Below are 25,678 nucleotides of genomic sequence, written 5' to 3'. Positions count from 1 at the left end.
ACACGCGGGCGACGCCGATCGGCGCGCCGGCACCCACTACGCCACTACGCGCGTGGACGGATGACATGCCCCGCCGGTGCGTGCGCGCTTTTGTCGCGATCCGGATTGGAGACGATGGTGCGCCACGCATGCGGCGACCGGAAAATACTAAAAATATTTCCGGGACATACGAAAAAGCTCTGCAGCGGAAGCGGCGGCGCCGATTTTCTTCGGTTAAGGTGCTACCCGAAACGATGGCCCGGTTGCGCGCGCCGGCGACGCGTACGCGCCGGAGCCGAGTAACAGGGGTATCAGGGGTAACAGCGGTAACAGAGGTGCTCGTGGCTCACTACACTTTGCGGCAACTGAAATATTTCGTGACGACGGTGGAATCCGGCAGCGTCGCCGAGGCGTCGCGCCAGCTCTTCATCGCGCAGCCGTCGATCTCCAGCGCGATCAAGGGGCTCGAGGAGAGTTTCGGCGTGAAGCTGTTCATCCGCCATCACGCGCAGGGCGTGTCGTTGACGCCGAGCGGCACGCGTTTCTACCGGAAGGCGCAGGAACTGCTGCGCATCGCGCACGAATTCGAACAGAATGCGCTCGCCGACAACGACGTGGTCACCGGCCAGATCGATATCGGCTGCTTCGAGACCGTCGCCCCGCTCTACCTGCCGCAACTGATCGCGGGCTTTCGCGAGCGCTACCCGGGCGTCAACATCCGGCTGCGCGACGGCGACCAGCAGGAGCTCGTGCAGGGCCTCACGGCCGGCACCTTCGATCTCGCGTTCCTCTACGATCACGATCTCGACGGCACGATCGAAACCGAGCCGCTGATGCCGGCGCAGCAGCCGTACGTGCTGCTGCCGGAGAACCACCGGTTCGCGGGCCAGTCGCACGTCTCGCTGCGCGACCTCTGCGTCGAGCCGATGATCCTGCTCGACGTGCTGCCGAGCCGAACATACTTCGTCAGCCTGTTTCACGAACTCGGGCTCACGCCGAACATCGTGTTCGCTTCGCCGTCGATCGAGATGGTGCGCGGGATGGTCGGCCAGGGGTTCGGCTTCTCGCTGCTCGTCACGCGGCCGCATTCCGAATACACGTACGACGGCCGGCGCGTCGTGACGATCGCCCTCAGCGAAACGGTCAGCCCGTCGGGGCTCGTGAGCGCACGGCTCAAACGCGGGCAACTGACGAAGCAGGCGCAGTCGTTCGTCGAGTTCTGCCGCGAGCGACTTGCGCAGATCGTCACGGAATCGGTGCGGTAGAACGACGGGGAAAGACGCACGCGCCGGGGGGCGCGCAGCGTGCGGTGTGCAGTTAGCGGCAGGACTACCCGACCGACTCAGTCGACTGAATCCGCTGAGTCGGCTGAGTCGTGCGGATCGATCGAATCAACCCGCTTCAGCGAGATACGCCGCAAGCCGGGCGAGCATCGCGTCGCATCCGTGCAGCTGTTCGACCGTGACGAACTCGTCGGGCTTGTGCCCCTGGTCCATGCTGCCCGGCCCGCACACGACGGTCGGAATGCCGGCCTGCCCGAACAGCCCGCCCTCGGTGCCGAACGCGACCGTGCCGAACGCGTCGGAGCCGCTCAGCATCGCGAGCAGCCGCGCGGCTTCGCTGTCCGGCGACGTAGTGAGCCCCGGATACGCGCCGAGCGGCTCCAGGCGAATGTCGGTATCGGGCTGCACCGCGTGCATCTTCGGCAACAGTTCGGATTCCGCATAATCCTGCAGCTTCCTTGGCACGTCGTTCGCATCGAACGCCGGCAGCGCCCGCACCTCGAAGTCGAACTCGCATTCGGCCGGCACGATGTTCAGCGCGCGGCCGCCCTTGATCAGTCCCGCCTGCACGGTCGAGAACGGCGGATCGAAACGGTTGTCGCGATGCTCGGGCCGCGCGAGCGCCGCGCCGATCTCGCCGAGCCGGCCGATCAGCTTCGCCGCGTAGTCGATCGCGTTGACGCCGAGCGGCGCGTACGCCGAGTGGCACGCCGCGCCCTTCACGTGGCAACGCATCGCGAGCTTGCCCTTGTGACCGAGCACCGGCTTCAGTTCGGTCGGCTCGCCGATCAGGCACAGGCGCGGCCGGTGCGCGCGCGCGGCCAGCGCGTCGAGCATCGGCCGCACGCCGAGACAGCCGACTTCCTCGTCGTAGGAAAACGCGAGATGCACCGGCAGGCTCGATGCCCGCGCGACGAACGCCGGCACCGCCGCGAGCACCGACGCGATGAAGCCCTTCATGTCGGCCGTGCCGCGCCCGTACAGCCGGCCGTCGCGTTCGGTCAGCCGGAACGGCTCGACCGTCCACGCCTGCCCGTCGACCGGCACCACGTCGGTATGGCCCGACAGCGCGATGCCGCCGCGATCGCGCGGCCCGATCGTCGCGTACAGGCTCGCCTTCGTGCGTTCCGCGTTGTAGAACAGCTCGCTCTCGACGCCGAAGCCGCCGAGATAATCGCGGATGAATTCGATCATCGCGAGGTTCGAATCGCGGCTGACCGTCGCGAAGCCGATCAGCCGCTCGAGCAGTGCGCGGCTCGACGTGTCACTCATCGCCCGGCACTCCGTAGCTCGGCGCGGCGGTCGGGTTCAGCGCGCGCGTCTGGTAATCCTGCATCTGCGGGCGATACGCGTGCCACAGCGCATCGAGCTGCCCGATCGGATCGGCATCGGCCCAGTCGACGCGCAGGTCGACGATCGGCCAGGTCACGTCGCCGGCCACCTTCAGCGCGGCCGAATGCACGGGCCCGGCCTCGCCGCCCGCCGCGATCGCCGCGTGCATCGCGGCCAGCAGGCGATCGGCCAGCAGCCCGGGCGCCTGCTCGAACGCGCGCGCCATCGCATCGATCACGGCCGGCGCGGCCAGCAGGTTGCCGGCCGCCACGCATTGCTCGCCCTGCACCGCATGGTGCGTGCCGAGCGCTTCCTTGCCGGTGAAGCACGCGGTCTGCCCCTGCCCGTCGATCACCGTGACCTGCCGGTACTGGCTCCAGCCGTTCGCGCTGAGCGCGTGGTCGAGCGCGGCGGCCGGCGCGAGTTGCCGATGCTCGATCAGATCGAGGATCTGCGGGCCCAGCGCCGGCAGCGTGATGTTCTGCGTCGCGACCGCGCCGACGCCCGCGCGCACCCAAGGGCAGCGTGCGCCCACCGCGATGCTCGACGAGCTGATCGCGATCCCGAGCTGGCCCGTTTCCGGGCAGCGCCCGACGATGGAGAAAGTCATGTCGGCTCCTATGCGCGGTTCGGCTGCCAGTTGTCCGGGATCACGGCGATCACGTCGATCTCCATCAACCACTGCGGCTGGCCGAGCGCCGACACGACGAGCCCCGTCGAGATCGGATAGACGCCCTTCAGCCACTTGCCGACTTCCTGGTACACCGGCTCGCGATAGCGCGGGTCGATCAGGTAGGTCGTCGTCTTCACGATGTGCGTGATGTCGCTGCCGGCTTCCTCCAGCAGCTGCTTCACGTTCTTCATCGCCTGCCCGGCCTGCGCGCGCGGATCGCCGAGGCCGATCAGGTTGCCGTCGAAATCGGTACCGACCTGACCGCGCACGTACACGGTATTGCCGGCGCGCACGGCCTGGCACAGGTCGTTGTCGAGCGTCTGGTTCGGGTAGGTATCCTTCGTGTTGAACATGCGGATACGGGTGTGGGTAGGCTGGCTCATCGAGGTCCTTCGATTGACGGTGGGTGCGCCCGCCGCAGCGGAAGCTGTCGCGGCGGGTTCGGGTTGTAGCGAGGGCGCCGCGTCCGGGCTGCTTGCCGCGCGCGGGCCGTGGCGTGAGCGCGTATCAGTCGATCGCGTCGACGAGCGGGCAGGCATCGACCTGCGCCGTGTGCGCCGTGTCGTCGTGCGCGGTGCGCGTCTCGGCGCGGCGTCGCGACGCGTCGTGATAGTCGAGGTACTTGCGCTGCGTGACGATGTGGTCAGCGATATGTTTTGCATCGTGCCACACGCCCCAGATGAAGCTGGAGCCGCGTCGCGACAGCCACGGCAGTCCGAGGAAATAGATGCCCGGCTCTTTCGACACGCCGCGCTGATGCTGCGGTTTGCCATTCGCGGCGAACGCGTCGACGTTCAGCCAGCCGTAGTCGACCGCGTAGCCCGTCGCCCAGACGATCGACGTGACGCCGGCGCCGGCCAGGTCGAGCGCGAGGATCGGCTGCGCGACGCAATCCGGATCCGGCAGGATGCGGCGCGCTTCTGGTTCCTCGGGCAGGTCGAGGCCGTTGCGTGCCGCGTATGCGTCGGCCGCGTCGAGCAGCGACAGGTAGTTCTCGTCGCCGCGGGCGAGATTGACCGCGAGATCGCGTTCGAACACCGCGACGCCGCCGTCGAACGATTTCGTCAGCCCCACGAGCGTCACGCCCTGGTGCGCGAGTGCGCGGAAATCGACCGTGTGGCCGCCGCGCGCACCGCTCACCGCGATCGTCACGTGTTCGCGTCCGGGCGTCGCGACTTCCTTGTCCCATTCGCCGAGCACGCCGAGCCACCAGCAGAAATCGCGGCCGCGATACGCGCGCGGCGGGCGGTCATGCGGGCCGACCGACAGGTAGACCTGCCGGCCCGCGCGCTGCAGCTCGTCGGCGATCTGCACGCCCGACGAACCCGCGCCGACCACCAGCACCGCACCGTCCGGCAATTGCGCCGGATTGCGATAGTCGGCGGAGTGGATCTGCACGAGGCTGGCGTCGTCCGGCGCGATCGGCGGGATGACCGGACGCTGGAACGGGCCCGTCGCGACGACCACGCGGTTCGCCTCGATCGTGCCCTCCGAGGTTTCGACGATGAACCCCGGCTTGCCCGTGTTGCGCACGACGTTCTTCACTTCGACGCCGGTGCGGATCGGCGCGTCGAACTTGCGCGCATAGGCTTCGAAATAGTCGGCGACCTGGTCCTTCGTGGCGAACGCATCGGGATCGAGGCCGTCGAATTCGAGGCCCGGAAAGCGGTCGTGCCACGCGGGGCCGTTCGCGACCAGCGAATCCCAACGCCCGGTGCGCCAGCGCTCGGCGATGCGGTCGCGTTCCAGCACGAGATGCGGCACGCCGAGCTTGCCCAGGTGCTCGCTCATGGCCACGCCGGCCTGGCCGGCCCCGACGACCAGCGTATCGATTGAGGTTGTTTCCACTGCCACGGCTGTCTCCTTGAAGTGCGGCTCGCGGCGATGCTCGTGTCGTCGCGCGAGGGGGAATGGAGACATTCTGCTGACAGGCTCGCTAGGGCGAAACGATCATTTTTGTGGTTGTTGACGAGAAAAAAGCTGGGGCGATCGAGCACGGCTGGCGGAACGGGCATAGAGCACCGCGTTCGGCCCAGACTGCCCAACGCTATTCCTGCGTATGTGCACGGTCGATGCGATGCCCGGCGGAAACGGGAAGCGTGTCCGAAACCGGCAGCGCCGGTTTCGCCGCATCGATCAATGTCGCTTTGTTGCCGTCCCACTTGGGCAGTTTGGCCGGCGGCAGCGGCACGACCTTGTCAAGGTTTGGCAGACGAAGGTCCGGATCGCGCTCGAGGCGGTCGGCGAGAATTCCGTAGCGTTCGGCGCGTGCCTCGTCCTTGACATGGCCGACCAACGGATCACCCTTGCCAAATGAAGCGCTCAACCATCCGGCACTTTCGGCGCTCCCAAATTTCACACCCGCATGCAAGGTTTTGAGTGCACGTTGGTTGTTCTCGCCCAATTCTGGGCGATCACCGATGATCGTCGTCCCCAGTTCATATGCTGCACGCCCGTTACCCTGCGCGACACCGCATTCCAGCATTTGAAGCGCAATCTTGCGATTACCCCAAAAGCCTGCTTTGGGATCGTCATAAATCGCGTCCATCTTGCCCCCAAGATATGCCATCGCATTCGGACTCCCCATATCCGCAGCCAGTTGCCAGAATGCATAGGCTCTGCTCGCATCCTGCTTCACCCCCATCCCGTCCATGTAATACGTGCCCATCAGATCGTAGGCCGCCGGAATGCCGAGTTTCATCGCCTGTTCAGCGATTTGAACAGCATGTTCGGAATCACCATCCACGCCTTCGCCGCGAGCATACGCATTCGCCAGATTCAGCATCGCCTTCCAGTGTTTGCGCTCGGCGGCCTTCGCCCATAACTCGACGGCCCCCCTATAGTCGCGCTGATCCGGCCACAGCAACGAACTGGTGAGCGCGATCGCTCGCGTATTCCAACGATCTGCCTCTGGATCGATCCGAGGAACAACGTCGGCTTCATGCTTGCATTCGAACGCTTCGCGGTGCGGATTGAACGCAGTCAGCGACATGTTGCGAGGAAGCGAATCGTTCCTTGAACAGGCGGCACATCCAACGATCAGAAGAACGGAAGCCAATCGGATCTGCCGGCCACGGTCCGCGGTAATCAGACGCAATCGAATTCGCACGATATCGAATACCTTGCACGACAAGAAATGAATGCACGGTCACGTGCGCAGTATGGAACGGCACAAACGGCCTGCTGACAAGGCCCTCATCCGGCAATTTCATGGGCCGTCGGCAATGGTCCGCAGTCGGGACAGCATCTCCGTTCATATGCCGCTGATTTTACGTTGCGTCCCTTTAACCTGTCCCCCACCCCACAATTCTTGACTATGCGCACGCCGTCGAACTGGTAGGATGCGCATCACTAGGCGAGACGCATCCGGCGCACCTGATCGTTCCCCTTTTCGATCTCCCGCACGCGATCCCTTGCCGCGCCGAGCCACCGGCTCAGCCCCCCGTCGAACCCCGCAACACCCCGGCGTCGGCCCCACCCGACCCGTTGCAGCAACCGTTGGAGTAGCGCACGTTGCGCCTGCAAGCATGAAGAAACTCAAGCAGCACATCCGCACCTTGGGCGAGATCGACCGCACGCCGCTGGTACGCGCCGGCGCGCTGCTGTTGATGGCCGGCTTGCTGTACCTGCTGTGGCCGTCGGCCGAAACCGCCTACCTCGCGATGGAGTCGGTCATACGCTGACGCAGCACGCCCATCCCCGCACTACGCTATACTCGCGCAATGGAAACCAAACCTGCCTCGCCGAACGTGCATCGCTGGTGGCGCGCCTGACCCAGGCGGCCCGTTTCCTTTTGCATGTCCCGAACGTGATGCCGCCAGCCATGGCGGCATTGTCGTTTCTGCGCCCGAATCATGGCTGGTGGCTTCGATAACCCGGAGCCAATCCACACCATGACGCACCCGACCCGACCGACCATCCTCACCGGCGACCGCACGACCGGCCCGCTGCATCTCGGCCACTACATCGGCTCGCTGCGCGCGCGCGTGCAGATGCAGCACGACGCGACGCAGTTCCTGCTGCTCGCCGACACGCAGGCGCTGACCGACAACATGGGCCGTCGCCAGCGCGTCACCGAGAACGTGATCGAGGTCGCGCTCGACTACCTGGCCGTCGGCATCGACGCGGCGATCTCGACGATCGTCGTCCAGTCGCAGGTGCCCGAGCTCGCCGAGCTGTCGCAATACCTGCTCAACCTCGTGACGGTCGCGCGCCTCGAGCGCAATCCGACCATCAAGGAAGAGATCCGCCTGCGCGGCTTCGAGCGCGACATCCCGGCCGGCTTCCTGACCTACCCCGTCAGCCAGGCCGCCGACATCACCGCGTTCAAGGCGACGCACGTGCCGGTCGGCGACGACCAGTTGCCGATGATCGAACAGACCAACGAACTCGTGCGCCGCTTCAACGCGACGGTCGACAAGCCGGTGCTGGTGGAATGCGAGGCCGTGCTGTCGGCGGTCACGCGGCTGCCGGGCATCGACGGCAAGGCGAAGATGAGCAAGTCGCTCGGCAACGCGATCACGCTCGGCTCGACGCCGGACGAGATCACGCAGGCCGTGAAGGACATGTACACGGACCCGAACCACCTGCGCGTCAGCGATCCCGGCCAGGTCGAAGGCAACGTCGTGTTCACGTTCCTCGACGCGTTCGAGCCCGACGTGCAGAAGGTCGACGAACTGAAGGCGCACTATCGCCGCGGCGGCCTCGGCGACAGCGTCGTCAAGCGCGTGCTGAACGAGCGGCTGCAGGCGCTGATCGAGCCGATCCGTGCGCGCCGCCGCGAATTCGAGGCGGACAAGGCGGAGGTGATGGCGATCCTGAAGCGCGGCACGATGCATGCGCGCGAGGTGGCCGGCGCGACGCTGGCCGAGGTGAAAGGCGCGATGGGGCTCACGTATTTCGATTGAGCCGTGCGCGGCAAACGCGGCCGGGCGGCGTGGCGTGGCACGATGCCGGCGCCGCGCTTACCCCGATGTCCACCGGCACACCGCGAAGCCGCGGTCAGTCGTCCGCAAGCACCGTCACGACCGCTCGTGCGCCGACGGCGCTGCGTGGCACACGGCCTCGATCCGGTTGCCGGCAGGGTCGACGAGAAACGCCGCGTAGTAGTCGGCGTGATAATGCGGCCTCAATCCGGGATCGCCGTCGGACTGCCCGCCCGCGCAGAGCCCTGCCTCGAAAAATGCATGTACCTGCTCGCGAGAAGCGGCCTTGAAGCACCAGTGCCGCTTGCTCGTTCCGACTTCGGCGGGATCGAGATACACGGCCAGGAAAGTCGAGGCGGTGTCGTTTGCATTGCAGCGTTCGCCATAGCCGAGTGCGTTGGGCCGGTCGTAAACCTTGGCCGCGCCTAGTGCGGCCATGACACCGTCGTAGAAGGGGCGTGCCCGGTCGATATCAGGAACGCCGATGGACACGTGGTCGAGAAGTTGCATGGGATTGGCTCCGTTGAACGAGCACGAGTCTACACAAACATGTCACTTCGAACCGGCTACCGGTACAACCAGATCGCAAAACCGGAGGACAGGATTCCATGACGGACGACCGCCACATTTGGGAAGCACTGGAAGCATTCGTTCGCGAGGAGGCGGCAGTATCGAGCAAACAGCGGATTACCGCGGAGACCTCGATCGCCGACGATCTCGGACAAACCGGAGACGACGCGGACATCTTCATGGAGCGCTTCTTCGCGCGATTCGGTGTGGATCGCGGCGACTGCGATTTCGGGCGTTACTTCCTGATGGAGGGTGAAGGGCTCCTGTATCACCTGGTTCGCAAGTTCATTCTCAGGAAGCCCCATACGTTCGATCGAGACGCGTTGACCGTCGGCATGCTGGGCAAAGCCATCGCGCTGGGTGCGTGGGACGCGGATGCGATCAGGAACTGAACCTCACGCAGCGTCACCGACGCTTTGATCGGCGCGTCGAACACCGCGCGCGCCACGCGTCACTTCATCTGCATCAGCTGCACGAGGTTGCCACACGTATCGTCGAGCACCGCGACGCGCACGGGCCCCGCGTCCATCGGCGCCAGCGTGAAGCGCACGCCGAGCGCGTCGAGCCGCGCGAACTCCGCGTCGAGATCGTCGACCTGGAACGACGCCGCCGGAATGCCGTCCTCGTAGAGCGCCTGACGATAAGGCCCGACCGCGCGATGATGGCTCGGCTCGAGCATCAGCTCGGTGCCGTCAGGCTGGTCCTTCGACACGACCGTCAGCCAGCGGTACTCGCCCACCGGCACGTTGTTCTTCAACCGGAAGCCGAGGGTGTCGGTATAGAACGCGAGTGCCTTGTCCTGATCGTCGACAAAGATGCTCGTCACGTAGATGCGCATGTGATGTTCTCCGAATCACGCGTGCCGCCGCGCGCGTCGTCGCCGTGCCGCTCACGTGATCTGATACGTCGATGCCGGCACGAATTCCTCCGGCATCGCGCGATCGCCCAGCTCGAGCACCGACCGTTCGATCGTGCGCGCCATCGCATCGAGCGCGAGCGCGTTCGGCGCGAGGCCGAACGGCTCCGCGACCTCGTTCGCGATCGCTTCGAGCGCGATCAGCGTGTACGAAATGAACACGCAAATCAGCGGCGTGAAAAACTCCGTCGAATCGACGAGGCCGAACGGCAGCAGCACGCAATAAGCATAGACGGTGCGATGCAGCAGCACGCTGTACGAGAACGGAATCGGCGTCGTCAGGATCCGCTCGCAGCCGCCCACCGCCTTGCCGAGTTCGACCAGCTGCGCATCGAACATCCAGCACGTCGCGTCGCTGCCGGGCGCGCGGCCCAGCGCGCGGACGATCCCGCCGCGCAGTTCGTCGAGAATCGCGACGGGCTGGTAGCACTTGTGCGCGAACGCGGCGGCGCGCTCGGCGCCGAGAATCCGCTGCAGGTCTTGCGCCGGATCGGTATGACGCAGCTGATGCTTCAGCGCATACGTGAACGCGATCAGCAGATCGGCGAGCCGGTTGCACTCCGCGTCGCCGACGCTGTCGGGCAGGTAGCGCCGCAGTTGCGACGTGACGGTGCGCGCGGCGATCAGCAGGTTGCCCCACAGAAGCCGCGCCTCCTTGAAGCGCTCGAAGCTCGCGTTGTTGCGAAACGCGAGAAAGATCGCGAGCGCGAGCCCGAACAGCGTGAACGGCGCGGTGTTCAGCGGAATCTTCTCGCCGAAGATGCGCCCGTTCGTGAAGACCGCCAGCGTGCTGACGACCGCCATGAACCCGAGTTGCGGAATGATCGACTGCAGCACGGAGCCGTTCCATACGAACAGCATCCTGAGCCAGTTTTGTCGTGGTCTGACGATCATGGTGTTGTCTCGACTGCCAAGGAAATACGCAATGCGGAGCGCCGCCGCCCGATGTGCGACGGCCCGCGCGTGGCGGGCCGCTGTCCGATCGCTACCGGGCCGGGTGACGAGCCGCACGGCGGCTGCGCGAGATGATACGCCCGCGCACGCCGCACACCGCGCGCCGTCACCGGCCGCGCCGGTCAGTGATAGCCGGCGTCGCCCTCGCGCACCTTGCCGCGGAACACGCGGTACTGCAACGCGTTGTACACGAGGATGATCGGCAGCACGATCACGGTGCCGACGAGCGCGAACAGCTGGCTCGAATGGCTCGACGACGCATCCCAGATCGTCAGCGACGGCGGCACGATGTTCGGCCAGATGCTGATCACGAGGCCGGTATAGCCGAGGAACACGAGCGCGAGCGTCAGCAGGAACGGCGTTGCCTCGTGCCGGCGCTTCAGCGTATGGAAGATGCCCCACACGCATGCGACGACGAGGACCGGCACCGGCAGGAACCAGCCGAGGTTGCCGCTGCCGAACCAGCGGTGCGCGACGGCCGGCAGCCCGATCACGGTCCACAGGCTGACCACGCCCATCACGGCGAGCAGCACGCCCGCGAGCGGCTTCATCAGCACGCGCATCTTGCGCTGCAATTCACCGTCGACCTTCAGGATCAGCCAGCCGCAGCCGAGCGTCGCATAGGTGACGAGCACGCCGATCCCGCAGAACAGGCTGAACGGCGACAGCCAGTCGAACGGCCCGCCCGCGAACTGGTTGTTCACGATCCGGATGCCCTGCAACAGCGAACCCAGCGTGACGCCCTGGCAGAACGCGGCCAGCGCGGAGCCGCCGATGAACGCGAGATCCCACAGGTGTTGCGTGCGGTTCGCCTTCGCGCGCAACTCGAACGCCGCGCCGCGGAAGATCAGCCCGACCACCATCAGGATCAGCGGCAGGTAGTTCGCCGGCAACAGCGTCGAGTAGACGACCGGGAATGCGCCGTACAGGCCCGCGCCGCCGAGCACCAGAAAGGTCTCGTTGCCGTCCCACACCGGCGCGACGGTATTCAGCATGACTTCGCGTTCGACCTTGGCGTCGAAGAACGGAAACAGCAGGCCGATGCCGAGGTCGAAGCCGTCCAGCATCACGTAGAGGAACACGCCGAGGCCGATGATCGCGGCCCACACGACAGGAAGATCGATCTGCATGGCTTACTCCGCTTCGGTGACGTTCAGCGGCGTGGACAGCGCGCTCTTGCGCAGCCCCGGATGCCGGTGCAGCTCGATGTATCCGGCGTGGGCAGCCGGTCCGCGCTTCATCAGGTTCAGCATGTAGTAGATACCCGTTCCGAACACCAGGAAATACACGACCACGAAGATCAGCAGCGACACGCCGACCTGCTGCGCGCTGAGCGGCGCGACCGAATCGACGGTGCGCAGCACGCCGTAGACGGTCCACGGCTGCCGCCCGACCTCGGTCGTGATCCAGCCGGCCAGCAGCGCGACGATGCCCGACGGCCCCATGCACACGACGAACCACTGGAACCAGCGCGTTTCATACAGGCGTCCGCCCTTTCTCAGCAGCAGGCCGAGCAGCGCGGTGAGCAGCATCAGCATCCCGAGGCCGGCCATGATCCGGAAGGTCCAGAACACGATCGGCGAATACGGACGGTCCTGCGCCGGGAATTCCTTCAGCCCGCGAATCTCGCCGCTCCAGCTGTGCGTGAGGATCAGGCTGCCGAGGTGCGGCACCTGGATCGCATAGCGCGTCGTCTCGGCCTGCATGTCGGGCAGCCCGACGAGGTTCAGCGCGGTGCCGCCCTTCTCGGTTTCCCACAGCCCCTCGATCGCCGCGATCTTCGCCGGCTGGTATTCGCGCGTGTTCAGCCCGTGCGCGTCGCCGACGACGATCTGGATCGGCGCGAGCAGCAGCAGCATCCAAAGCGCCATCGAGAAGCTGCGCTTGACCGGCTCGTCGCGGCGCCCCTTCAGCAGGTGCCACGCGCCGCACGCGGCGACGATGAAGCCCGCGACGATGAACGCGGCGATCGTCATGTGCACGAGGCGATACGGGAACGACGGGTTGAAGATAATCTTGAACCAGTCGACCGGCACGACGAGCCCGTTCTCGATCTTGTAGCCCTGCGGCGTCTGCATGAAGCTGTTCGACGCGAGGATCCAGAACGTCGAGATCAGCGTGCCGACCGCGACCATCAGCGTCGCGAAGAAGTGCGCGCGCGGGCTGACGCGCTGCCAGCCGAACAGCATCACGCCGAGGAAGCCGGCTTCGAGGAAGAAGGCCGTCAGGACTTCGTACGTGAGCAGCGGGCCGGTGATGTTGCCCGCGACGCGCGAGAAGCCCGCCCAGTTCGTGCCGAACTCGTAGGCCATCACGACGCCGGAGACGACGCCCATCCCGAAGCCGATCGCGAAGATCTTCGACCAGAACTGGAACATGGATTTGTAGGCGGCGTCGCCGGTGACGAGATAACGCCACTCCAGCACCGCCAGGAAGCTCGCCATGCCGATGCTGATCGCCGGAAACACGATGTGGAACGACACCGTGAACGCGAATTGCAATCGGGCGAGATGGAACGCATCGAAGATTTCCATGACCGTAATTTGCTCGTGGTTGTGAGGACGTCAGCTCGAAGCAGGAAATCGCGCGACGGCTTCGCGACGGCACGTGCACACAACGACGGATCGCAGTGCACGGCAACGAAGCGTGAATGACGATATCGCGTTTCAGACGATACTCGCAATCGCGCGGACGTGCGCTGAAACTGTGCTTTCCCCGGGGCCGAAGATGTGTGTACGGAAAACCCGTTTCGGCGCCGCGAGGCCCTCAGCTGTACTGCTTTCCGCTCTGCAACGCTGTGCATCCGCGGCACCGCCGAACGCCCGTACCATCGGCTCCTGGCCTGCCCGTGGCGAGCGAGCGCGACCCCGCGCACCGCCCCTGCAGAATCCGTTTCGATCGCCCGGCGCCCGCGCCGGCCGATCCCCCTGGAGAAACCCGCATGGAGCCCAGCGACCGCCCCGACGATCCGGCCGGCACCCGCGCGTGTCATGTGACGCGTCATCGTGCCGGCGACGCGCGGGACACCGTCGATCGCGTCGTCGACGAAACGCCGGTTGCACTCGTATTCAACGGCATCGCGCACACGGTGATGATGGCGACGCCGATCGACCTCGACGCGTTCGGCCTCGGCTTCGCGCTGAGCGAAGGGATCGTCGAGCGCGCGTCGGACGTCTTCGATATCGAAAGCGAATGCCGGCCCGGCAGCGCCGAAGTGCGGCTCACCGTGGCGCAGCAGGCGTTCATGGCGCTGAAGCGCACCGGCGCGCGCTGGCCGGCCGCACCGGCTGCGGCGTCTGCGGGATCGAAGCATCGCGCAGCTCGACCTGCATCCGCCGCGCCTCGCGGCGCGGGCGCGGCGGCCGGCATCGGCGCCGACGCCGTCGCGCGCGCGCCGCGCCTGCCGCAGCGCAGCCGCTGATGCACGCGACCGGCGGCATCCACGCGGCCGCGTGGTGCGAGCGCGACGGCACGTTGCTGGAAGTCGTCGAGGACGTCGGCCGCCACAACGCGCTCGACAAGCTGATCGGCCGGCTCGCGCGGCGCCGCGCCGACCTGGGCGCGGGCTTCGTGTTCCTGTCCAGCCGCGGCGAGCTACGAGCTCGTGCGCAAGGCGGCACGCGTCGGCATCCCGATGATCGCGACGATCTCGGCGCCGACCTCGCTCGCGATCGACGTCGCCCGCGAAGCCGGCGTGCGGCTGCTCGGCTTCTGCCGCAACGACGGCTTCGTCGAATACGTGTCGCCCGACCCGCTCCCGTTACCCGAACCGACGCCTGCGCAAGCGCAGGCGCTCACCGCTTGATGAAACCCCTGACCGATTTCGACACCGCCCAACGGCAGTTCGCCGGCGTATTCGCGCCGTCGCATGCGGCCGTCTCCATCCCGGTCGCGCAGGCGGCCGGCCACGTGCTCGCCACGCCGCTCACCGCCGTGCTCGACCAGCCGCCCGCCGACCAGAGCGCGATGGACGGCTACGCGGTCCGTCACGCGGACCTCGAACACGGCGAGCCGCTGCGCGTCGCGCAGCGCTGCTATGCGGGCGACGCGCCGGCGCCGCTCGCGCCGCGCACCGCCGCGCGCATCTTTACCGGCAGCCTGATTCCGCCGGGCGCCGACACCGTCGTGATGCAGGAGCACGCGCACGAACAGGATGGCTGGGTTGCGTTCGACACACCGCAGCGCAGCGGATCGCATATCCGCCGCCGCGGCGAGGAAGTGCGCGCGGGCGCCCTGCTGATGCCGGCCGGCATGCGGCTCGGCGCGATGCACGTCGGCGTCGCCGCCGCGCAGGGTTGCGCGCGCATCGACGTGCGGCCGCCGCTGCGGGTCGGCATCCTGACGACCGGCGACGAGCTCGTCCCGTGCGGCCAGCCGCGCGCGCCGCAGCAGATCTACAACAGCAACGCGCCGATGCTCGCCGCGCTGGTGTCGGGAACCGGTGCCGGCGTCGCGGCGAGCGAGCACGCCGCCGACACGCCGGCCGCCGTCGATCAGGCGCTGCGCGGCATGGCCGCGCGCTGCGACCTGGTCGTCTGCGTCGGCGGTGCATCGGTCGGCGACAAGGACCTGCTGCGTCCCGCGCTGACCGCGCTCGGCGCCGCGTTCGTGGTGTCGGGCGTGCGGATGAAACCCGGCAAGCCGGTCGCGCTCGCGCGGCTCGACGAACGGCCCGTGGTGCTGCTGCCCGGCAATCCGGGCGCCGCGATGACCGCGTTCGCGCTGTTCGTCGCGCCGCTGATCCGCTGCCTGCAGGGGCGCGACGACTGCCTGCCGGCCGTGCCGTCGCTGCCGATCGACATCGACGTCGAACCCGATGCGCAGCGCGAGCGCGTCGTCCGCGTGCGCCGCACCCTCGACGCCAATGGCGCGCCCGTACTCGATACGCTGCGGCAACAAGGCGCCGGCACGCTGCAATCGCTCGTTCAGGCGAGCGGGCTCGCGCGGCTGCCGGCCGGCCGACGCATCGCGCGCGGCGACGCGGTGCCGTATTACGATTTCGCGCACTGGCTTGCGTGAGCATGCCGATGAGCGTCATGTCCGCCTTGCGTGCAGGCAGGATCACGAACTGTATTCCTGCATTTCGGGCGGGATTGTGTCCCTGTCGGGAAAATCCGGCGGACTATCCTCACGAAGAGGCTCGTCACGACCCGTGCGCCGACACGTCGGCACACAGGCGGCCGATCGGCGACGCCGCTCCGCTCACTTCATGCAGGTCGAAAAACCGATCGTGAATGCCATCGCTTCCGCTCCGGCCGCCATTGCATCCGGCGGCGCATCGCCCGGCGCCTTCTCCCGCCCGCTCGACACGCTCGCGCGGCCGCTGCGCGATCTGCGGCTGTCCGTCATCGACCAGTGCAACTTCCGCTGCGGCTATTGCATGCCGCGCGACAGCTTCGGGCCCGACTATGCGTTCATGCCGTCGTCCGAGCGGCTGTCGTTCGCGCAACTGGAGAAGATCGCGCGCGCGTTCGTCTCGCTCGGCGTCGAGAAGATCCGCCTCACCGGCGGAGAGCCGCTGCTGCGCCGCAATCTCGAAGCGCTGATCGAACGGCTCGCGACGCTGACGACCGTCGACGGCAAGCCCGTCGAAATCGCGCTGACGACCAACGGTTCGCTGCTCGCCGCGAAGGCACGCACGCTGCGCGATGCGGGCCTGTCGCGCGTGACCGTGAGCCTCGACGCGATCGACGATGCCGTGTTCCGCCGGATGACCGACACCGACGTGCCGGTCGCGCGCGTGCTGGCCGGCATCGAGGCTGCGCAGGCGGCCGGGCTCGCGCCCGTGAAGGTCAACGCCGTGATCGAGCGCGGTGCGAACGACGACCAGATCCTGCCGCTCGTGCGCCACTTCCGTCATAGCGGCGTGGCCGTGCGCTTCATCGAATACATGGACGTCGGCGGCGCGAGCGCGTGGTCCGGCGACAAGGTCGTGCCGGCCGCGCGGATGCGCGAACGCATCGACGCGAGCTATCCGCTCGTGCTCGTCGGCGAACCCGGCCACGACGCCACCGCCATCCGCTGCCGGCACATCGACGGCGCGGGCGAGGTCGGCTTCATCGCGAGCGTGTCGCATCCGTTCTGCGGCACGTGCTCGCGCGCCCGCGTGTCGGCCGACGGCCAGCTCTATACATGCCTGTTCGCGATGCAGGGCACCGACCTGCGGCCGTGGCTCGACGACGGCGCATCGGTCGACCACCTCGCCGACGCCGTGCGCGCGCGCTGGACGCGGCGTGACGACCGCTATTCCGAGCGGCGCGCCACGCGTGCGGCCCGGCCGTCGGGCAAGACCTATCCGACCGTGCGCATGTCGCTCGTCGGCGGCTGACGGCTGCCGCGCTCGGCGGCGCGCACCGCTTACTGGAGAACCGTCATGACGAGTTTCACCGAATCCCGTGCCGCGTCACCCGACGATCCGTCGCGTGACGCCACCCATGCCGAACCCGCCGAGCCGCACGCCGAGCCGCCGCCGGCGATTGCCGCCGGCTTCGAGGTGCGTGTGCAGTACGCGGCGATCGACGCTGGAACCGAGATCGCGCCGATCGTTCGGAATCCGAATGTCGGCGCGGTCGTGAATTTCATCGGTGTCGTGCGCAACGAAGGCGACGTCGACGACGTGATCGCACTCGAAGTCGAGCACTATCCGACGATGACCGAGCAGGCGCTCTGGAGCATCGTCGAGGAAGCCAGCGCGCGCTGGCGGCTCGAAGCGGTCAGGATCGTGCATCGCGTCGGGCGCATTCCGCTCGGCCAGCCGGTCGTGATCGTCGTGGTGGCCGCCGCGCATCGTGCGTCGGCATTCGATGCGTGTGAATTCATCATGGACTTCCTGAAGACGCATGCGCCGTTCTGGAAGAAGGAGATCCGGCACGACGGCGTGGCCGGCTGGGTCGAGCCGAAGGCGCACGACGATCAGGCGATGCGGCGATGGGGTTGAGCGTGCCGGTCGATGCGTTGCCGATTCCGCCCGTTTCGCCCATTCCGCCGATTTCGCCCGGGACATTTCAATGAAGCTGACGATCAAATACTTTGCGAGCATTCGCGAACAGCTGCATATCGATCAGGAAGTCGTCGAGATCGATGCGCACGAGGTCACCGTCGACGCGCTGCGCGGCACGCTCGCCGCACGCGACGCGCGCAGCGGCGAAGCGTTGCGGATGGACCGGCCCGTGCGGGCGGCCGTGAATCTCGAGATGGTGACCGGGGGATTCGTCGTGCGGGAGGATAGCGAGGTGGCGTTTTTCCCGCCGGTGACGGGCGGGTGATCCGTTCGCATCGGGCGGCGACCGGCGGGCTTAGGCTGCCCGATGCCTGACTGGCGGCTAGACGAGCTCGCGAAGAAAATCCGGGACGGGTAGTCGATCGACGTCGGGTAGCCGGCCGGCGCGCCGGCCGCTTTCCGCACGGCCGGACGCGCGGGCATCCGTTCGCGCCGGGCGAGCAGGTTCGGGGTTTCGGCCGTCGTCGGCGCGCCTTTGCGCGTGCCGAACAACGGCGTCATGTAGAACGCGATGCGCGCGTACGAAAAGGCTGCATCCAGCCCCCAAATTGGGGTCGACTACATCTCCGGTCGCAACGAAGTTGTCATGAACCCCGCCAACGAAACAGGCAAATGGATCATCAAGCCACGCGACTTGCCGTGACCTGCATCCAGCCTCATTTCTCCTGATTTTTATATTCAGAGTATTTTCGCGAGTCGCCCCTCACTCTGTCAGCCGGATACTTTGCCCGGTTGAGCTCCATCTTCTCAAGCACCGCCTGAAAAAGATCGACATCCATCTTGTCCGCGAGGCGAACCAGATACACCAATACGTCGGCCATCTCGTGACGGACGGCCGTCAGGTTGGCTTCGCCAAGTTCGCTCTTGTCGCCCGAAACGAGCCATTGAAACGGCTCCAGCAATTCACTCGCTTCGATGCTGAGCGCTGTCGCCAGGTTCTTCGGCGTGTGGAATTTGTCCCAGTCGCGCTCGTCGACGAACTGGCGGACGAGTTCGCGCAACTCCACTAGATCATTCCGCAACTCAGACTTTTCCACGTAGCGACTCCCGGTGCATATCCAAAATCTATCGATGCCTTCGACGGCATGCGGGCATGAGAAATCCGCCCTTCGGCCTGCGAGTACAGCTCCCCCGCATGGACAGACCCGAATGATATAGGAGCTGGAAGCTGCCCCGGCAAGCGTCGCACCAAGGGCAAGCGAAATGCCGTCCCGCCGTCAGGGCATCGTAGCGACGGCCCAAATTCACGATCACGCCCCTGCGTCGAACCGTCCCGCTCCGGCCCACGCAGTTCGCGATTTTCCGCCCGCTTCGCATCCAGCTTCGATGCGCCCCCGCCGGATACCCGGCAAGACGGCTCAGCCGCCACGCGCCGCAACTCTTATATAAGACATAAGACATTTGACGCCTGACCATATTGCGACTAGAATCCCGTCCAAGCAGTGAAGCAGTGTCCGGAACAGCAGCCTCGGCGTGCCTGGAAAGCCCTTCCCCTGAAACGCAATCTCAGCAGGTCCCCCATGCTTGAAAACTTTCGTGCTCACGTGGCCGCCCGCGCCGCGCTCGGTATTCCCCCCCTGCCGCTGACGGCCCAGCAAACCGCCGAACTGGTGGAACTGCTGGCGCACCCGCCCGCAGGCGAAGAGCAGACGCTGCTCGACCTGATCACCCACCGCGTGCCCGCCGGCGTCGACGAAGCCGCGCGCGTGAAGGCCGGCTTCCTGGCCGCCGTCGCGAAGGGCGAGACGGCCTGCCCGCTGATCTCGCGCGAGCGCGCGACCGAGCTGCTCGGCACGATGCTCGGCGGCTACAACATCCAGCCGCTGATCGAGCTGCTGTCCGACGAAGCGGTCGCGGCCGTCGCTGCCGACGCGCTGAAGAAAACCCTGCTGATGTTCGACCAGTTCCATGACGTGAAGGAACTCGCCGACCAGGGCAACGCGCACGCGAAGGCCGTGCTGCAGAGCTGGGCCGACGCCGAATGGTTCACGAGCCGTCCGGAAGTGCCGGAAAGCCTGACCATCACCGTGTTCAAGGTCACGGGCGAAACCAACACCGACGACCTGTCGCCGGCCCCGGACGCCACCACCCGCCCGGACATCCCGATGCACGCGCTGGCGATGCTGAAGAACGCGCGCCCCGGAATCACGCCGGAAGAAGACGGCAAGCGCGGCCCGGTCAAGTTCATCGAATCGCTGAAGGAAAAGGGTCACCTGGTCGCCTACGTCGGCGACGTGGTCGGCACCGGCTCCTCGCGCAAGTCGGCCACCAACTCGGTGCTGTGGTTCACCGGCGAAGACATCCCGTTCGTGCCGAACAAGCGCTTCGGCGGCGTGTGCCTCGGCGGCAAGATCGCCCCGATCTTCTACAACACGATGGAAGACGCCGGCGCGCTGCCGATCGAACTCGACGTGTCGCAGATGAACATGGGCGACGTGGTCGAACTGCGCCCGTACGAAGGCAAGGCGCTGAAGGACGGCAACGTGATCGCCGAATTCCAGGTCAAGTCCGACGTGCTGTTCGACGAAGTGCGCGCCGGCGGCCGCATTCCGCTGATCATCGGCCGCGGCCTGACCGCGAAGGCGCGTGAAGCGCTGGGCCTCGCACCGTCGACGCTGTTCCGCCTGCCGCACCAGCCGGCCGACAGCGGCAAGGGCTTCTCGCTCGCGCAGAAGATGGTCGGCCGCGCATGCGGTTTGCCGGAAGGCCAGGGCGTGCGCCCGGGCACGTACTGCGAACCGAAGATGACCTCGGTCGGCTCGCAGGACACCACGGGCCCGATGACCCGCGACGAACTGAAGGATCTGGCGTGCCTCGGCTTCTCGGCCGACCTCGTGATGCAGTCGTTCTGCCACACCGCCGCTTATCCGAAGCCCGTCGACGTGAAGACGCACCAGACGCTGCCGAACTTCATCAGCACGCGTGGCGGCATCGCGCTGCGTCCGGGCGACGGCGTGATCCACTCGTGGCTGAACCGCATGCTGCTGCCCGACACCGTCGGCACCGGCGGCGACTCGCACACGCGCTTCCCGATCGGCATCAGCTTCCCGGCAGGCTCGGGCCTGGTCGCGTTCGCGGCCGCCACCGGCACGATGCCGCTGGACATGCCGGAATCGGTGCTGGTCCGCTTCAAGGGCAAGATGCAGCCGGGCGTCACGCTGCGTGACCTCGTCAACGCGATTCCGCTGTACGCGATCAAGCAAGGCATGCTGACGGTCGCGAAGCAAGGCAAGAAGAACATCTTCTCGGGCCGCATCCTCGAAATCGAAGGCCTGCCCGACCTGAAGGTCGAGCAAGCGTTCGAACTGTCGGATGCGTCGGCCGAGCGTTCGGCAGCCGGTTGCACGGTGCACCTGAACAAGGAACCTATCATCGAGTACCTGAACAGCAACATCACGCTGCTGAAGTGGATGATTGCGCAGGGCTACCAGGATCCGCGCAGCCTGCAGCGCCGTATCGCGGCGATGGAGCAGTGGCTGGCCGACCCGCAACTGCTCGCGCCGGATGCCGACGCCGAATACGCGGCCGTCATCGAGATCGACCTCGCCGACATCCACGAGCCGATCGTCGCATGCCCGAACGACCCGGACGACGTGAAGACGCTGTCCGACGTGGCCGGCGCCAAGATCGACGAAGTGTTCATCGGCTCGTGCATGACCAACATCGGTCACTTCCGTGCGGCGTCGAAGCTGCTGGAAGGCAAGCGCGACATTCCGGTCAAGCTGTGGGTCGCGCCGCCGACCAAGATGGACCAGAAGCAGCTGACGGAAGAAGGCCACTACGGCGTGTTCGGCACGGCCGGCGCGCGCACCGAAATGCCGGGCTGCTCGCTGTGCATGGGCAACCAGGCGCAGGTGCGCGAAGGCGCGACGGTGATGTCGACGTCGACCCGCAACTTCCCGAACCGTCTCGGCAAGAACACGAACGTGTACCTCGGCTCGGCAGAACTGGCGGCGATCTGCTCGCGTCTGGGCAAGATCCCGACCAAGGAAGAGTACATGGCCGACATGGGCGTGCTCACGGCAAACGGCGACAAGATCTACCAGTACATGAACTTCGACCAGATCGAAGACTTCAAGGAAGTCGCCGACACCGTGCAGATCTAAGCATGCTGTCGCGCTACGGCGGGTGATGCCCGTCGTGGCGATACGCAATGGCGCCGCGGGCTGAATGGCCGCGGCGCCATTTTTTTGGATTTTTGGATGTCGCTGGCGCTATAAGACGGTCCGGCTCACACGTCAGGCCATCGCCTTCAGCCAGCCGAGCAGATCCGCTTGTGCGCTTCCGTCCTTCACGGGCTCCGGCGTCAGCAGGCAATAGTGCGAGCCGTCTTCGACGAAACCCATCGGCGCGACCAGCACGCCGCTTTCGAGGTCGTCGCGAACGAGATGCCACGGCCCGATCGCGACACCCAGCCCCGCGACGGCCGCCTGAAGGCTGAAATAGAAATGGTCGAACATCTGCCCGCGTCCGCTTCCCGCCGGCTGATGCGCGGCCGCCGCCCATTCCTTCCATGCGTCCGGCCGCGTCCGGGTATGCAGTCGCGGCGCGCCCCGCTTCAACGCGCGGTCATGCCGACTGCCTGAAAACCACGCATCGACCTTGTCGGGCCGGCACACCGGACCGACCTTCTCCGCGAACAGTCGCTCCGCGTGATAGCCGGCGGGCCACGCAAAGTCATTGCGGCGGATCGCCATGTCGATGCCGTTGTCGAACGAGAACGGGCCGCCCGCCGCGGCGAGATGGATATCGACGCCCGCGTAAGCTGCCTGGAAATCCGGCCAGCGCGGAATCAGCCAGCGCATCAGCAGCGTCGGTTCGCACGACAGCACCCAACGCTGCGCGCGGGCCGCCTCGGTCCGCAATTCGTGCGCGGCCTGTTTCATCAGATGCAGGCCGTCATGAACGGCCTGCGCCAGCTTGCGGCCCGCGTCGGTCAGGAAGACCCGACGACTGCGCCGCTCGAACAACGCCACACCGAGATCGTCCTCGAGCAGACGCACCGCGCGACTGACGGCGCCGTGCGTCAGATGCAGTTCATCGGCGGCGCGGCTGAAATGCTCATGGCGCGCCGCCGCCTCGAAGCAGCGCAGGGCCATCAACGACGGCAGATTGGTACGAACCTCATGTGAGTCAGGCTCACCATCCTGGTCAGAAAACATCGCTTTTCCTCGCGAATCGTGATCCCTAATATTCGCTCATCACGATGAATTTCAAAAGGACGATGCAATGACGGAATGGATAGTCGTAGTCACCATCACGCTGCTGGCCGTCGTCAGCCCCGGGCCGGATTTCGCGATGGTCACGCGCAACAGCCTGATGCTGTCGCGCCGCTCGGGCCTGCTCACCGCGTGGGGAATCGGGCTGGGCGTGACGGTTCATGTGAGCTACACGCTGCTCGGCGTCGGCCTCCTGATCCGCCAGTCGCTGTGGCTATTCAATGCCGTGAAGCTCGTCGGCGCGCTCTACCTGATCTACCTCGGCGCGAAGATGCTCGCGGCCAAACCCGTGGACGGCCGCCCCGCGACGCAGGCCGCGCCCCTGTCGGATCTGGCGGCGCTGCGCACCGGCTTTCTGACGAACGCGCTGAATCCGAAAACCACCGTGTTCATCGTCAGCCTGTTCATGCAGGCGGTCCGCCCCGACACGCCATTACCGGTGCAGATCGGCTACGGCCTGTTCATCGCGCTGGCGCACGCGGGCTGGTTCAGTCTCGTGGCGCTCTGTTTCTCCGCCGACGCCGTCCGCGATCGCCTGCTGTCCTTGCGTCACTGGATCGATCGCACGTTTGGCGTGTTGCTCGTCGGCTTCGGCGTGATGCTGGCCATTGCGCGCGGCAGTCGCTGATCGCCGCACATCGACGCCCGGGCGCGCGGTTCAGCCCGCATATCGGCATCGAGCAGGCCGGCGCACGCGACGCGCACCGGCCTTCGCCTCACCGCATGCACGACGCCGCGAGCTTGCCGACCGCGATCACCGCCTGCTCGATCTCGGGCGACCACGGGCTGCTGTAGTTCAGCCGGATGAAATTGCGGTAGTTGTCGGTGATCGAGAACATGTAGCCCGGACCGATCGTGATTCCCTGCTCCAGCGCGAGCTGGTACAGCCGCATCGCATCGACCTGCGCCGGCAACTCGACCCACAGCACGTAGCCGCCCGCCGGGCTCGAGATGCGCGTGCCTTCCGGGAAGAACCGCGACACCATCGCGCGCATCAGGTTCGCCTGTTGCGCATACGCCTTGCGCAGGCGCCGCAGGTGATGCTCGTAGCCGTCGCGTTCGAGAAACTCGGCGATCGCCAGCTGCGGCAGCGACGGCGTCGCCAGTGTGTTCAGGAACTTCAGCTTCTCGACCTGATCGCGATACCGGCCCGGCAACGCCCAGCCGATCCGGTACGCGGCCGTCAGGCTCTTCGAGAACGACGCGCAGTGCAGCACGATTCCACTGCGGTCGTAGGACTTCAGCGTGCTCGGATGCGACTCGCCGAAATACAGTTCGTTATACACACCGTTCTCGATGATCGGCATGTCGATTTTAGTTGCGAACTCAACCAGTTCGCGCTTGCGCTCATCGGGCATCTGGAAACCGAGCGGATTCTGGAAGTTCGGCATCACCATGCATGCGGCGATCGGCTGCGACTTCGCGATCGCCGCCAGTGCCGCGATGTCGATTCCGTATTCCGGATGCGTCGCCACCTCGATCGCCTTCATCCCCATCCGTTCGATCGCGTGCAGCATCGCGTAGAACGTCGGCGATTCCACCGCGATCGTGTCGCCCGGTTTCGCGACCGCCTGCAGGCACAGGTTGATCGCCTCGGTCGCGCCGACCGTCACGATGATCTCGTTCGGGTCGACCGACATCCCGTTTTCCAGGTAGCGCCGTGCGATCTGCCGGATCAGGCGCGGATGGCCGGGCGGCAGCCCGTCGGTCACGCCCCACAGCGACTTGTCGCGGCCGGCCGCATACGCGTAGCGGTTCAGCTTCTCGAACGGGAACAGGCTCGGGTCGGGGTACGGCGAGCCGAGCGGCACCGCGTCGTCGGTGCCGATCGAGCGCAGCGTCGACAGCACGAGCCGGCTCATGTCTACCGACGACGAGATCGCGATCGGCTTCGACGGGCGCAGTTCGCGCACCGGTGCATGGTTGTCGTCGCGCCGCAGGTTCACGAAGTACCCCGACTGCGGACGGCTTTCCAGCAGCCCGCGGCTTTCGAGCAGCAGGTACGCGTGCAGCACGGTCGTGATGCTGATCCGGTGCTGCTGGCTTGCCTGCCGCACCGACGGAATCCGGTCGCCGTGCCGGTACACGCCCTGGCGGATCAGGCGTTCGATGTCGTCCGCGAGTTTTTCGTAGAGCTTCATCGCATGCTCCCTGCCGGCGCGCGCATGCGCGCCCCTCCGCGCGCGTCCAATACGCGCGTGTTCTGCCCGCCGACCGGGCTGTCGTGATGCCTGATTGCTCCCTCCGGTTTTGCCTTTTCCATCGCCGTGGCTCGCTTTTGAAGATGCGCCGGGCGGCCCGTGACGTCTGGGCTTGCGGCACTGTGCACTTGATGATCGAATCTTAAAAGCAGAACAGTTGGCGCGGAGTACACACATCGGATACGCACACAAGAGTACAGTTCGGCGCGAATTTGCGATTTCGGGCGAACTGTACGTCTTATGAATTGACGCAGCGGCTGGGGAGGCGGCGGCTGGGGATTCGAGGGGGTACCGGGTGATCGCGCAGTTCGCGGTTGCGTCCGCGGCATCCGGCAATGCAGTACAGGCCCGGCAGGGATGGGTTGCGCCGACCCGCGATCGTGCAGCCGTGAAAATCACGCCAGAACGCCGCGGCGATTGGCACGCGCGCCAGCGCGTGTCTCGATGGTCGGGGAATCGGGCCCGGACGAGATGCGGCCGCGCTCCGGTGAAAACAAGGCATGCGGGCCGTTCGCCGACGCCCGGCGTGAGGATCACCATCGGCCGGCCCGATACAGGCGGCGAACCGCCAGCCGCCACCGCTGCACGCGATGTCACGCCTGCGTGACGGCACAGCGCCGCTGCCG

Annotated in this window: 23 protein-coding genes and 3 pseudogenes; 13 read left to right on the top strand and 13 right to left on the bottom strand. The window is 66.4% G+C overall.

Annotated elements, in window-relative coordinates; all coding sequences use genetic code 11:
- Positions 1–320: 320 nt before the first annotated feature.
- A complete protein-coding gene (locus PL79_RS24675) occupies positions 321–1,244 on the top strand; it encodes a LysR family transcriptional regulator (RefSeq protein ID WP_044848167.1) in 924 nt (307 codons plus the stop codon).
- Between the two features lie 126 nt (positions 1,245–1,370).
- On the opposite strand, the gene argE is transcribed toward PL79_RS24675, so the two are convergent.
- From argE to PL79_RS24650, 5 genes are all read right to left on the bottom strand, one after another.
- Positions 1,371–2,534: an acetylornithine deacetylase gene (gene argE, locus PL79_RS24670; RefSeq protein WP_044848151.1), complete on the bottom strand. Its 1,164-nt coding sequence runs from the start codon at positions 2,532–2,534 to the stop codon at positions 1,371–1,373.
- Positions 2,527–3,204, bottom strand: a complete 678-nt coding sequence (locus PL79_RS24665) for a DUF1028 domain-containing protein (protein ID WP_044848150.1) — start codon at positions 3,202–3,204, stop codon at positions 2,527–2,529. The genes argE and PL79_RS24665 overlap by 8 nt, the downstream gene beginning before the upstream one ends.
- Before the next feature lie 8 nt (positions 3,205–3,212).
- Positions 3,213–3,650 (bottom strand): RidA family protein, encoded by a 438-nt coding sequence (locus PL79_RS24660; protein ID WP_044848149.1) that lies wholly within the window; start codon positions 3,648–3,650, stop codon positions 3,213–3,215.
- Positions 3,651–3,774: 124 nt separating this feature from the next.
- Positions 3,775–5,121, bottom strand: a complete 1,347-nt coding sequence (locus PL79_RS24655) for a flavin-containing monooxygenase (protein ID WP_044848148.1) — start codon at positions 5,119–5,121, stop codon at positions 3,775–3,777.
- A 193-nt stretch (positions 5,122–5,314) separates the two neighbouring features.
- On the bottom strand, positions 5,315–6,259 hold the full coding sequence (locus PL79_RS24650) for an SEL1-like repeat protein (RefSeq protein ID WP_235879320.1): 945 nt from the start codon (positions 6,257–6,259) through the stop codon (positions 5,315–5,317).
- A 535-nt stretch (positions 6,260–6,794) separates the two neighbouring features.
- On the opposite strand from PL79_RS24650, the gene PL79_RS36245 reads away from it, so the two are divergent.
- Together PL79_RS36245 and trpS are read left to right on the top strand one after the other, a co-directional pair.
- Positions 6,795–6,950: a hypothetical protein gene (locus PL79_RS36245; protein WP_193759875.1), complete on the top strand. Its 156-nt coding sequence runs from the start codon at positions 6,795–6,797 to the stop codon at positions 6,948–6,950.
- 210 nt (positions 6,951–7,160) lie between these two features.
- Positions 7,161–8,174, top strand: a complete 1,014-nt coding sequence (gene trpS / locus PL79_RS24645; protein ID WP_044848147.1) for a tryptophan--tRNA ligase — start codon at positions 7,161–7,163, stop codon at positions 8,172–8,174.
- Positions 8,175–8,288: 114 nt separating this feature from the next.
- On the opposite strand, the gene PL79_RS24640 is transcribed toward trpS, so the two are convergent.
- On the bottom strand, positions 8,289–8,702 hold the full coding sequence (locus tag PL79_RS24640) for a VOC family protein (protein ID WP_044848146.1): 414 nt from the start codon (positions 8,700–8,702) through the stop codon (positions 8,289–8,291).
- Between the two features lie 98 nt (positions 8,703–8,800).
- Here PL79_RS24640 and PL79_RS24635 point away from each other — a divergent pair, with 98 nt between their 5' ends.
- Positions 8,801–9,154 (top strand): DUF1493 family protein, encoded by a 354-nt coding sequence (locus tag PL79_RS24635; protein WP_044848145.1) that lies wholly within the window; start codon positions 8,801–8,803, stop codon positions 9,152–9,154.
- 59 nt (positions 9,155–9,213) lie between these two features.
- On the opposite strand, the gene PL79_RS24630 is transcribed toward PL79_RS24635, so the two are convergent.
- From PL79_RS24630 to PL79_RS24615, 4 genes are all read right to left on the bottom strand, one after another.
- Positions 9,214–9,600 carry a VOC family protein gene (locus tag PL79_RS24630; RefSeq protein ID WP_044848144.1) on the bottom strand — a complete coding sequence of 129 codons (387 nt, stop codon included), beginning with the start codon at positions 9,598–9,600 and terminating at the stop codon, positions 9,214–9,216.
- 51 nt (positions 9,601–9,651) lie between these two features.
- The gene (locus PL79_RS24625; protein WP_044848143.1) at positions 9,652–10,572 is read right to left on the bottom strand and encodes a bestrophin family protein; all 921 of its coding nucleotides are present in this window, start codon (positions 10,570–10,572) and stop codon (positions 9,652–9,654) included.
- Between the two features lie 182 nt (positions 10,573–10,754).
- The gene (cydB, locus tag PL79_RS24620) at positions 10,755–11,762 is read right to left on the bottom strand and encodes a cytochrome d ubiquinol oxidase subunit II (protein WP_044848142.1); all 1,008 of its coding nucleotides are present in this window, start codon (positions 11,760–11,762) and stop codon (positions 10,755–10,757) included.
- A 3-nt stretch (positions 11,763–11,765) separates the two neighbouring features.
- Complete coding sequence (locus PL79_RS24615) at positions 11,766–13,166, bottom strand: cytochrome ubiquinol oxidase subunit I (RefSeq protein WP_044848141.1); 1,401 nt, start codon at positions 13,164–13,166, stop codon at positions 11,766–11,768.
- Between the two features lie 116 nt (positions 13,167–13,282).
- On the opposite strand from PL79_RS24615, the pseudogene PL79_RS37055 reads away from it, so the two are divergent.
- The 7 genes and pseudogenes from PL79_RS37055 to PL79_RS24580 form a co-directional block, all read left to right on the top strand.
- A pseudogene (locus PL79_RS37055) lies at positions 13,283–13,855 on the top strand (formate dehydrogenase accessory sulfurtransferase FdhD); the annotation flags it as partial.
- Positions 13,825–14,160, top strand: a pseudogene (locus tag PL79_RS36920) (formate dehydrogenase accessory sulfurtransferase FdhD); the annotation flags it as partial. The pseudogenes PL79_RS37055 and PL79_RS36920, both read left to right, overlap by 31 nt.
- 73 nt (positions 14,161–14,233) lie before the next feature.
- Positions 14,234–14,437: pseudogene (locus PL79_RS36915) on the top strand (formate dehydrogenase accessory sulfurtransferase FdhD); the annotation flags it as partial.
- Positions 14,437–15,651, top strand: coding sequence for a molybdopterin molybdotransferase MoeA (locus tag PL79_RS24600; protein ID WP_044848139.1), 1,215 nt, complete (start codon positions 14,437–14,439; stop codon positions 15,649–15,651). The pseudogene PL79_RS36915 and the gene PL79_RS24600, both read left to right, overlap by 1 nt.
- Positions 15,652–15,841: 190 nt before the next feature.
- Complete coding sequence (gene moaA, locus PL79_RS24590) at positions 15,842–16,960, top strand: GTP 3',8-cyclase MoaA (RefSeq protein ID WP_044848138.1); 1,119 nt, start codon at positions 15,842–15,844, stop codon at positions 16,958–16,960.
- A gap of 45 nt (positions 16,961–17,005) precedes the next feature.
- Positions 17,006–17,569: a molybdenum cofactor biosynthesis protein MoaE gene (locus tag PL79_RS24585; protein WP_044848137.1), complete on the top strand. Its 564-nt coding sequence runs from the start codon at positions 17,006–17,008 to the stop codon at positions 17,567–17,569.
- Positions 17,570–17,639: 70 nt separating this feature from the next.
- Positions 17,640–17,897, top strand: a complete 258-nt coding sequence (locus tag PL79_RS24580; protein ID WP_044848136.1) for a MoaD/ThiS family protein — start codon at positions 17,640–17,642, stop codon at positions 17,895–17,897.
- Between the two features lie 391 nt (positions 17,898–18,288).
- Here PL79_RS24580 and PL79_RS24570 read toward each other — a convergent pair whose 3' ends face one another.
- Entirely contained in the window at positions 18,289–18,669 is a 381-nt protein-coding gene (locus PL79_RS24570) for a nucleotide pyrophosphohydrolase (RefSeq protein WP_044848135.1), read from the bottom strand.
- Positions 18,670–19,152: 483 nt separating this feature from the next.
- Here PL79_RS24570 and acnB point away from each other — a divergent pair, with 483 nt between their 5' ends.
- The gene (gene acnB / locus PL79_RS24565; RefSeq protein ID WP_044848134.1) at positions 19,153–21,738 is read left to right on the top strand and encodes a bifunctional aconitate hydratase 2/2-methylisocitrate dehydratase; all 2,586 of its coding nucleotides are present in this window, start codon (positions 19,153–19,155) and stop codon (positions 21,736–21,738) included.
- A gap of 132 nt (positions 21,739–21,870) precedes the next feature.
- Here acnB and PL79_RS24560 read toward each other — a convergent pair whose 3' ends face one another.
- Positions 21,871–22,794 (bottom strand): LysR family transcriptional regulator, encoded by a 924-nt coding sequence (locus tag PL79_RS24560; protein WP_044848133.1) that lies wholly within the window; start codon positions 22,792–22,794, stop codon positions 21,871–21,873.
- A 67-nt stretch (positions 22,795–22,861) separates the two neighbouring features.
- Between PL79_RS24560 and PL79_RS24555 the strand changes: the two genes are divergently transcribed.
- Positions 22,862–23,479, top strand: a complete 618-nt coding sequence (locus PL79_RS24555) for a LysE family translocator (protein ID WP_044848132.1) — start codon at positions 22,862–22,864, stop codon at positions 23,477–23,479.
- Between the two features lie 88 nt (positions 23,480–23,567).
- Here the strand turns inward: PL79_RS24555 and PL79_RS24550 are convergent, their stop codons facing one another.
- Positions 23,568–24,992 carry an aminotransferase-like domain-containing protein gene (locus PL79_RS24550; RefSeq protein WP_044848131.1) on the bottom strand — a complete coding sequence of 475 codons (1,425 nt, stop codon included), beginning with the start codon at positions 24,990–24,992 and terminating at the stop codon, positions 23,568–23,570.
- Positions 24,993–25,678 lie beyond the last annotated feature (686 nt).

The sequence above is a fragment of the Burkholderia sp. USMB20 genome (assembly GCF_000949135.2).
GTDB lineage: Bacteria > Pseudomonadota > Gammaproteobacteria > Burkholderiales > Burkholderiaceae > Burkholderia.
The sequence above is the reverse complement of the archived record's forward strand: the minus strand, read 5'-3'. Positions and strand labels throughout refer to the sequence as shown.

What these genes read in the sequence shown, in the direction of transcription:
- PL79_RS24650 (WP_235879320.1), bottom strand. Translation starts at nt 6,259, where the DNA reads ATGTCGCTGACTGCGTTCAATCCGCACCGCGAAGCGTTCGAATGCAAG.
- PL79_RS24600 (WP_044848139.1), top strand. Translation starts at nt 14,437, where the DNA reads ATGAAACCCCTGACCGATTTCGACACCGCCCAACGGCAGTTCGCCGGC.
- cydB (WP_044848142.1), bottom strand. Translation starts at nt 11,762, where the DNA reads ATGCAGATCGATCTTCCTGTCGTGTGGGCCGCGATCATCGGCCTCGGC.
- PL79_RS24640 (WP_044848146.1), bottom strand. Translation starts at nt 8,702, where the DNA reads ATGCAACTTCTCGACCACGTGTCCATCGGCGTTCCTGATATCGACCGG.
- argE (WP_044848151.1), bottom strand. Translation starts at nt 2,534, where the DNA reads ATGAGTGACACGTCGAGCCGCGCACTGCTCGAGCGGCTGATCGGCTTC.
- PL79_RS24665 (WP_044848150.1), bottom strand. Translation starts at nt 3,204, where the DNA reads ATGACTTTCTCCATCGTCGGGCGCTGCCCGGAAACGGGCCAGCTCGGG.
- PL79_RS24635 (WP_044848145.1), top strand. Translation starts at nt 8,801, where the DNA reads ATGACGGACGACCGCCACATTTGGGAAGCACTGGAAGCATTCGTTCGC.
- PL79_RS24560 (WP_044848133.1), bottom strand. Translation starts at nt 22,794, where the DNA reads ATGTTTTCTGACCAGGATGGTGAGCCTGACTCACATGAGGTTCGTACC.
- PL79_RS24555 (WP_044848132.1), top strand. Translation starts at nt 22,862, where the DNA reads ATGACGGAATGGATAGTCGTAGTCACCATCACGCTGCTGGCCGTCGTC.
- PL79_RS24660 (WP_044848149.1), bottom strand. Translation starts at nt 3,650, where the DNA reads ATGAGCCAGCCTACCCACACCCGTATCCGCATGTTCAACACGAAGGAT.
- PL79_RS24615 (WP_044848141.1), bottom strand. Translation starts at nt 13,166, where the DNA reads ATGGAAATCTTCGATGCGTTCCATCTCGCCCGATTGCAATTCGCGTTC.
- acnB (WP_044848134.1), top strand. Translation starts at nt 19,153, where the DNA reads ATGCTTGAAAACTTTCGTGCTCACGTGGCCGCCCGCGCCGCGCTCGGT.
- trpS (WP_044848147.1), top strand. Translation starts at nt 7,161, where the DNA reads ATGACGCACCCGACCCGACCGACCATCCTCACCGGCGACCGCACGACC.
- PL79_RS24625 (WP_044848143.1), bottom strand. Translation starts at nt 10,572, where the DNA reads ATGATCGTCAGACCACGACAAAACTGGCTCAGGATGCTGTTCGTATGG.
- PL79_RS36245 (WP_193759875.1), top strand. Translation starts at nt 6,795, where the DNA reads ATGAAGAAACTCAAGCAGCACATCCGCACCTTGGGCGAGATCGACCGC.
- moaA (WP_044848138.1), top strand. Translation starts at nt 15,842, where the DNA reads ATGCAGGTCGAAAAACCGATCGTGAATGCCATCGCTTCCGCTCCGGCC.
- PL79_RS24585 (WP_044848137.1), top strand. Translation starts at nt 17,006, where the DNA reads ATGACGAGTTTCACCGAATCCCGTGCCGCGTCACCCGACGATCCGTCG.
- PL79_RS24580 (WP_044848136.1), top strand. Translation starts at nt 17,640, where the DNA reads ATGAAGCTGACGATCAAATACTTTGCGAGCATTCGCGAACAGCTGCAT.
- PL79_RS24630 (WP_044848144.1), bottom strand. Translation starts at nt 9,600, where the DNA reads ATGCGCATCTACGTGACGAGCATCTTTGTCGACGATCAGGACAAGGCA.
- PL79_RS24550 (WP_044848131.1), bottom strand. Translation starts at nt 24,992, where the DNA reads ATGAAGCTCTACGAAAAACTCGCGGACGACATCGAACGCCTGATCCGC.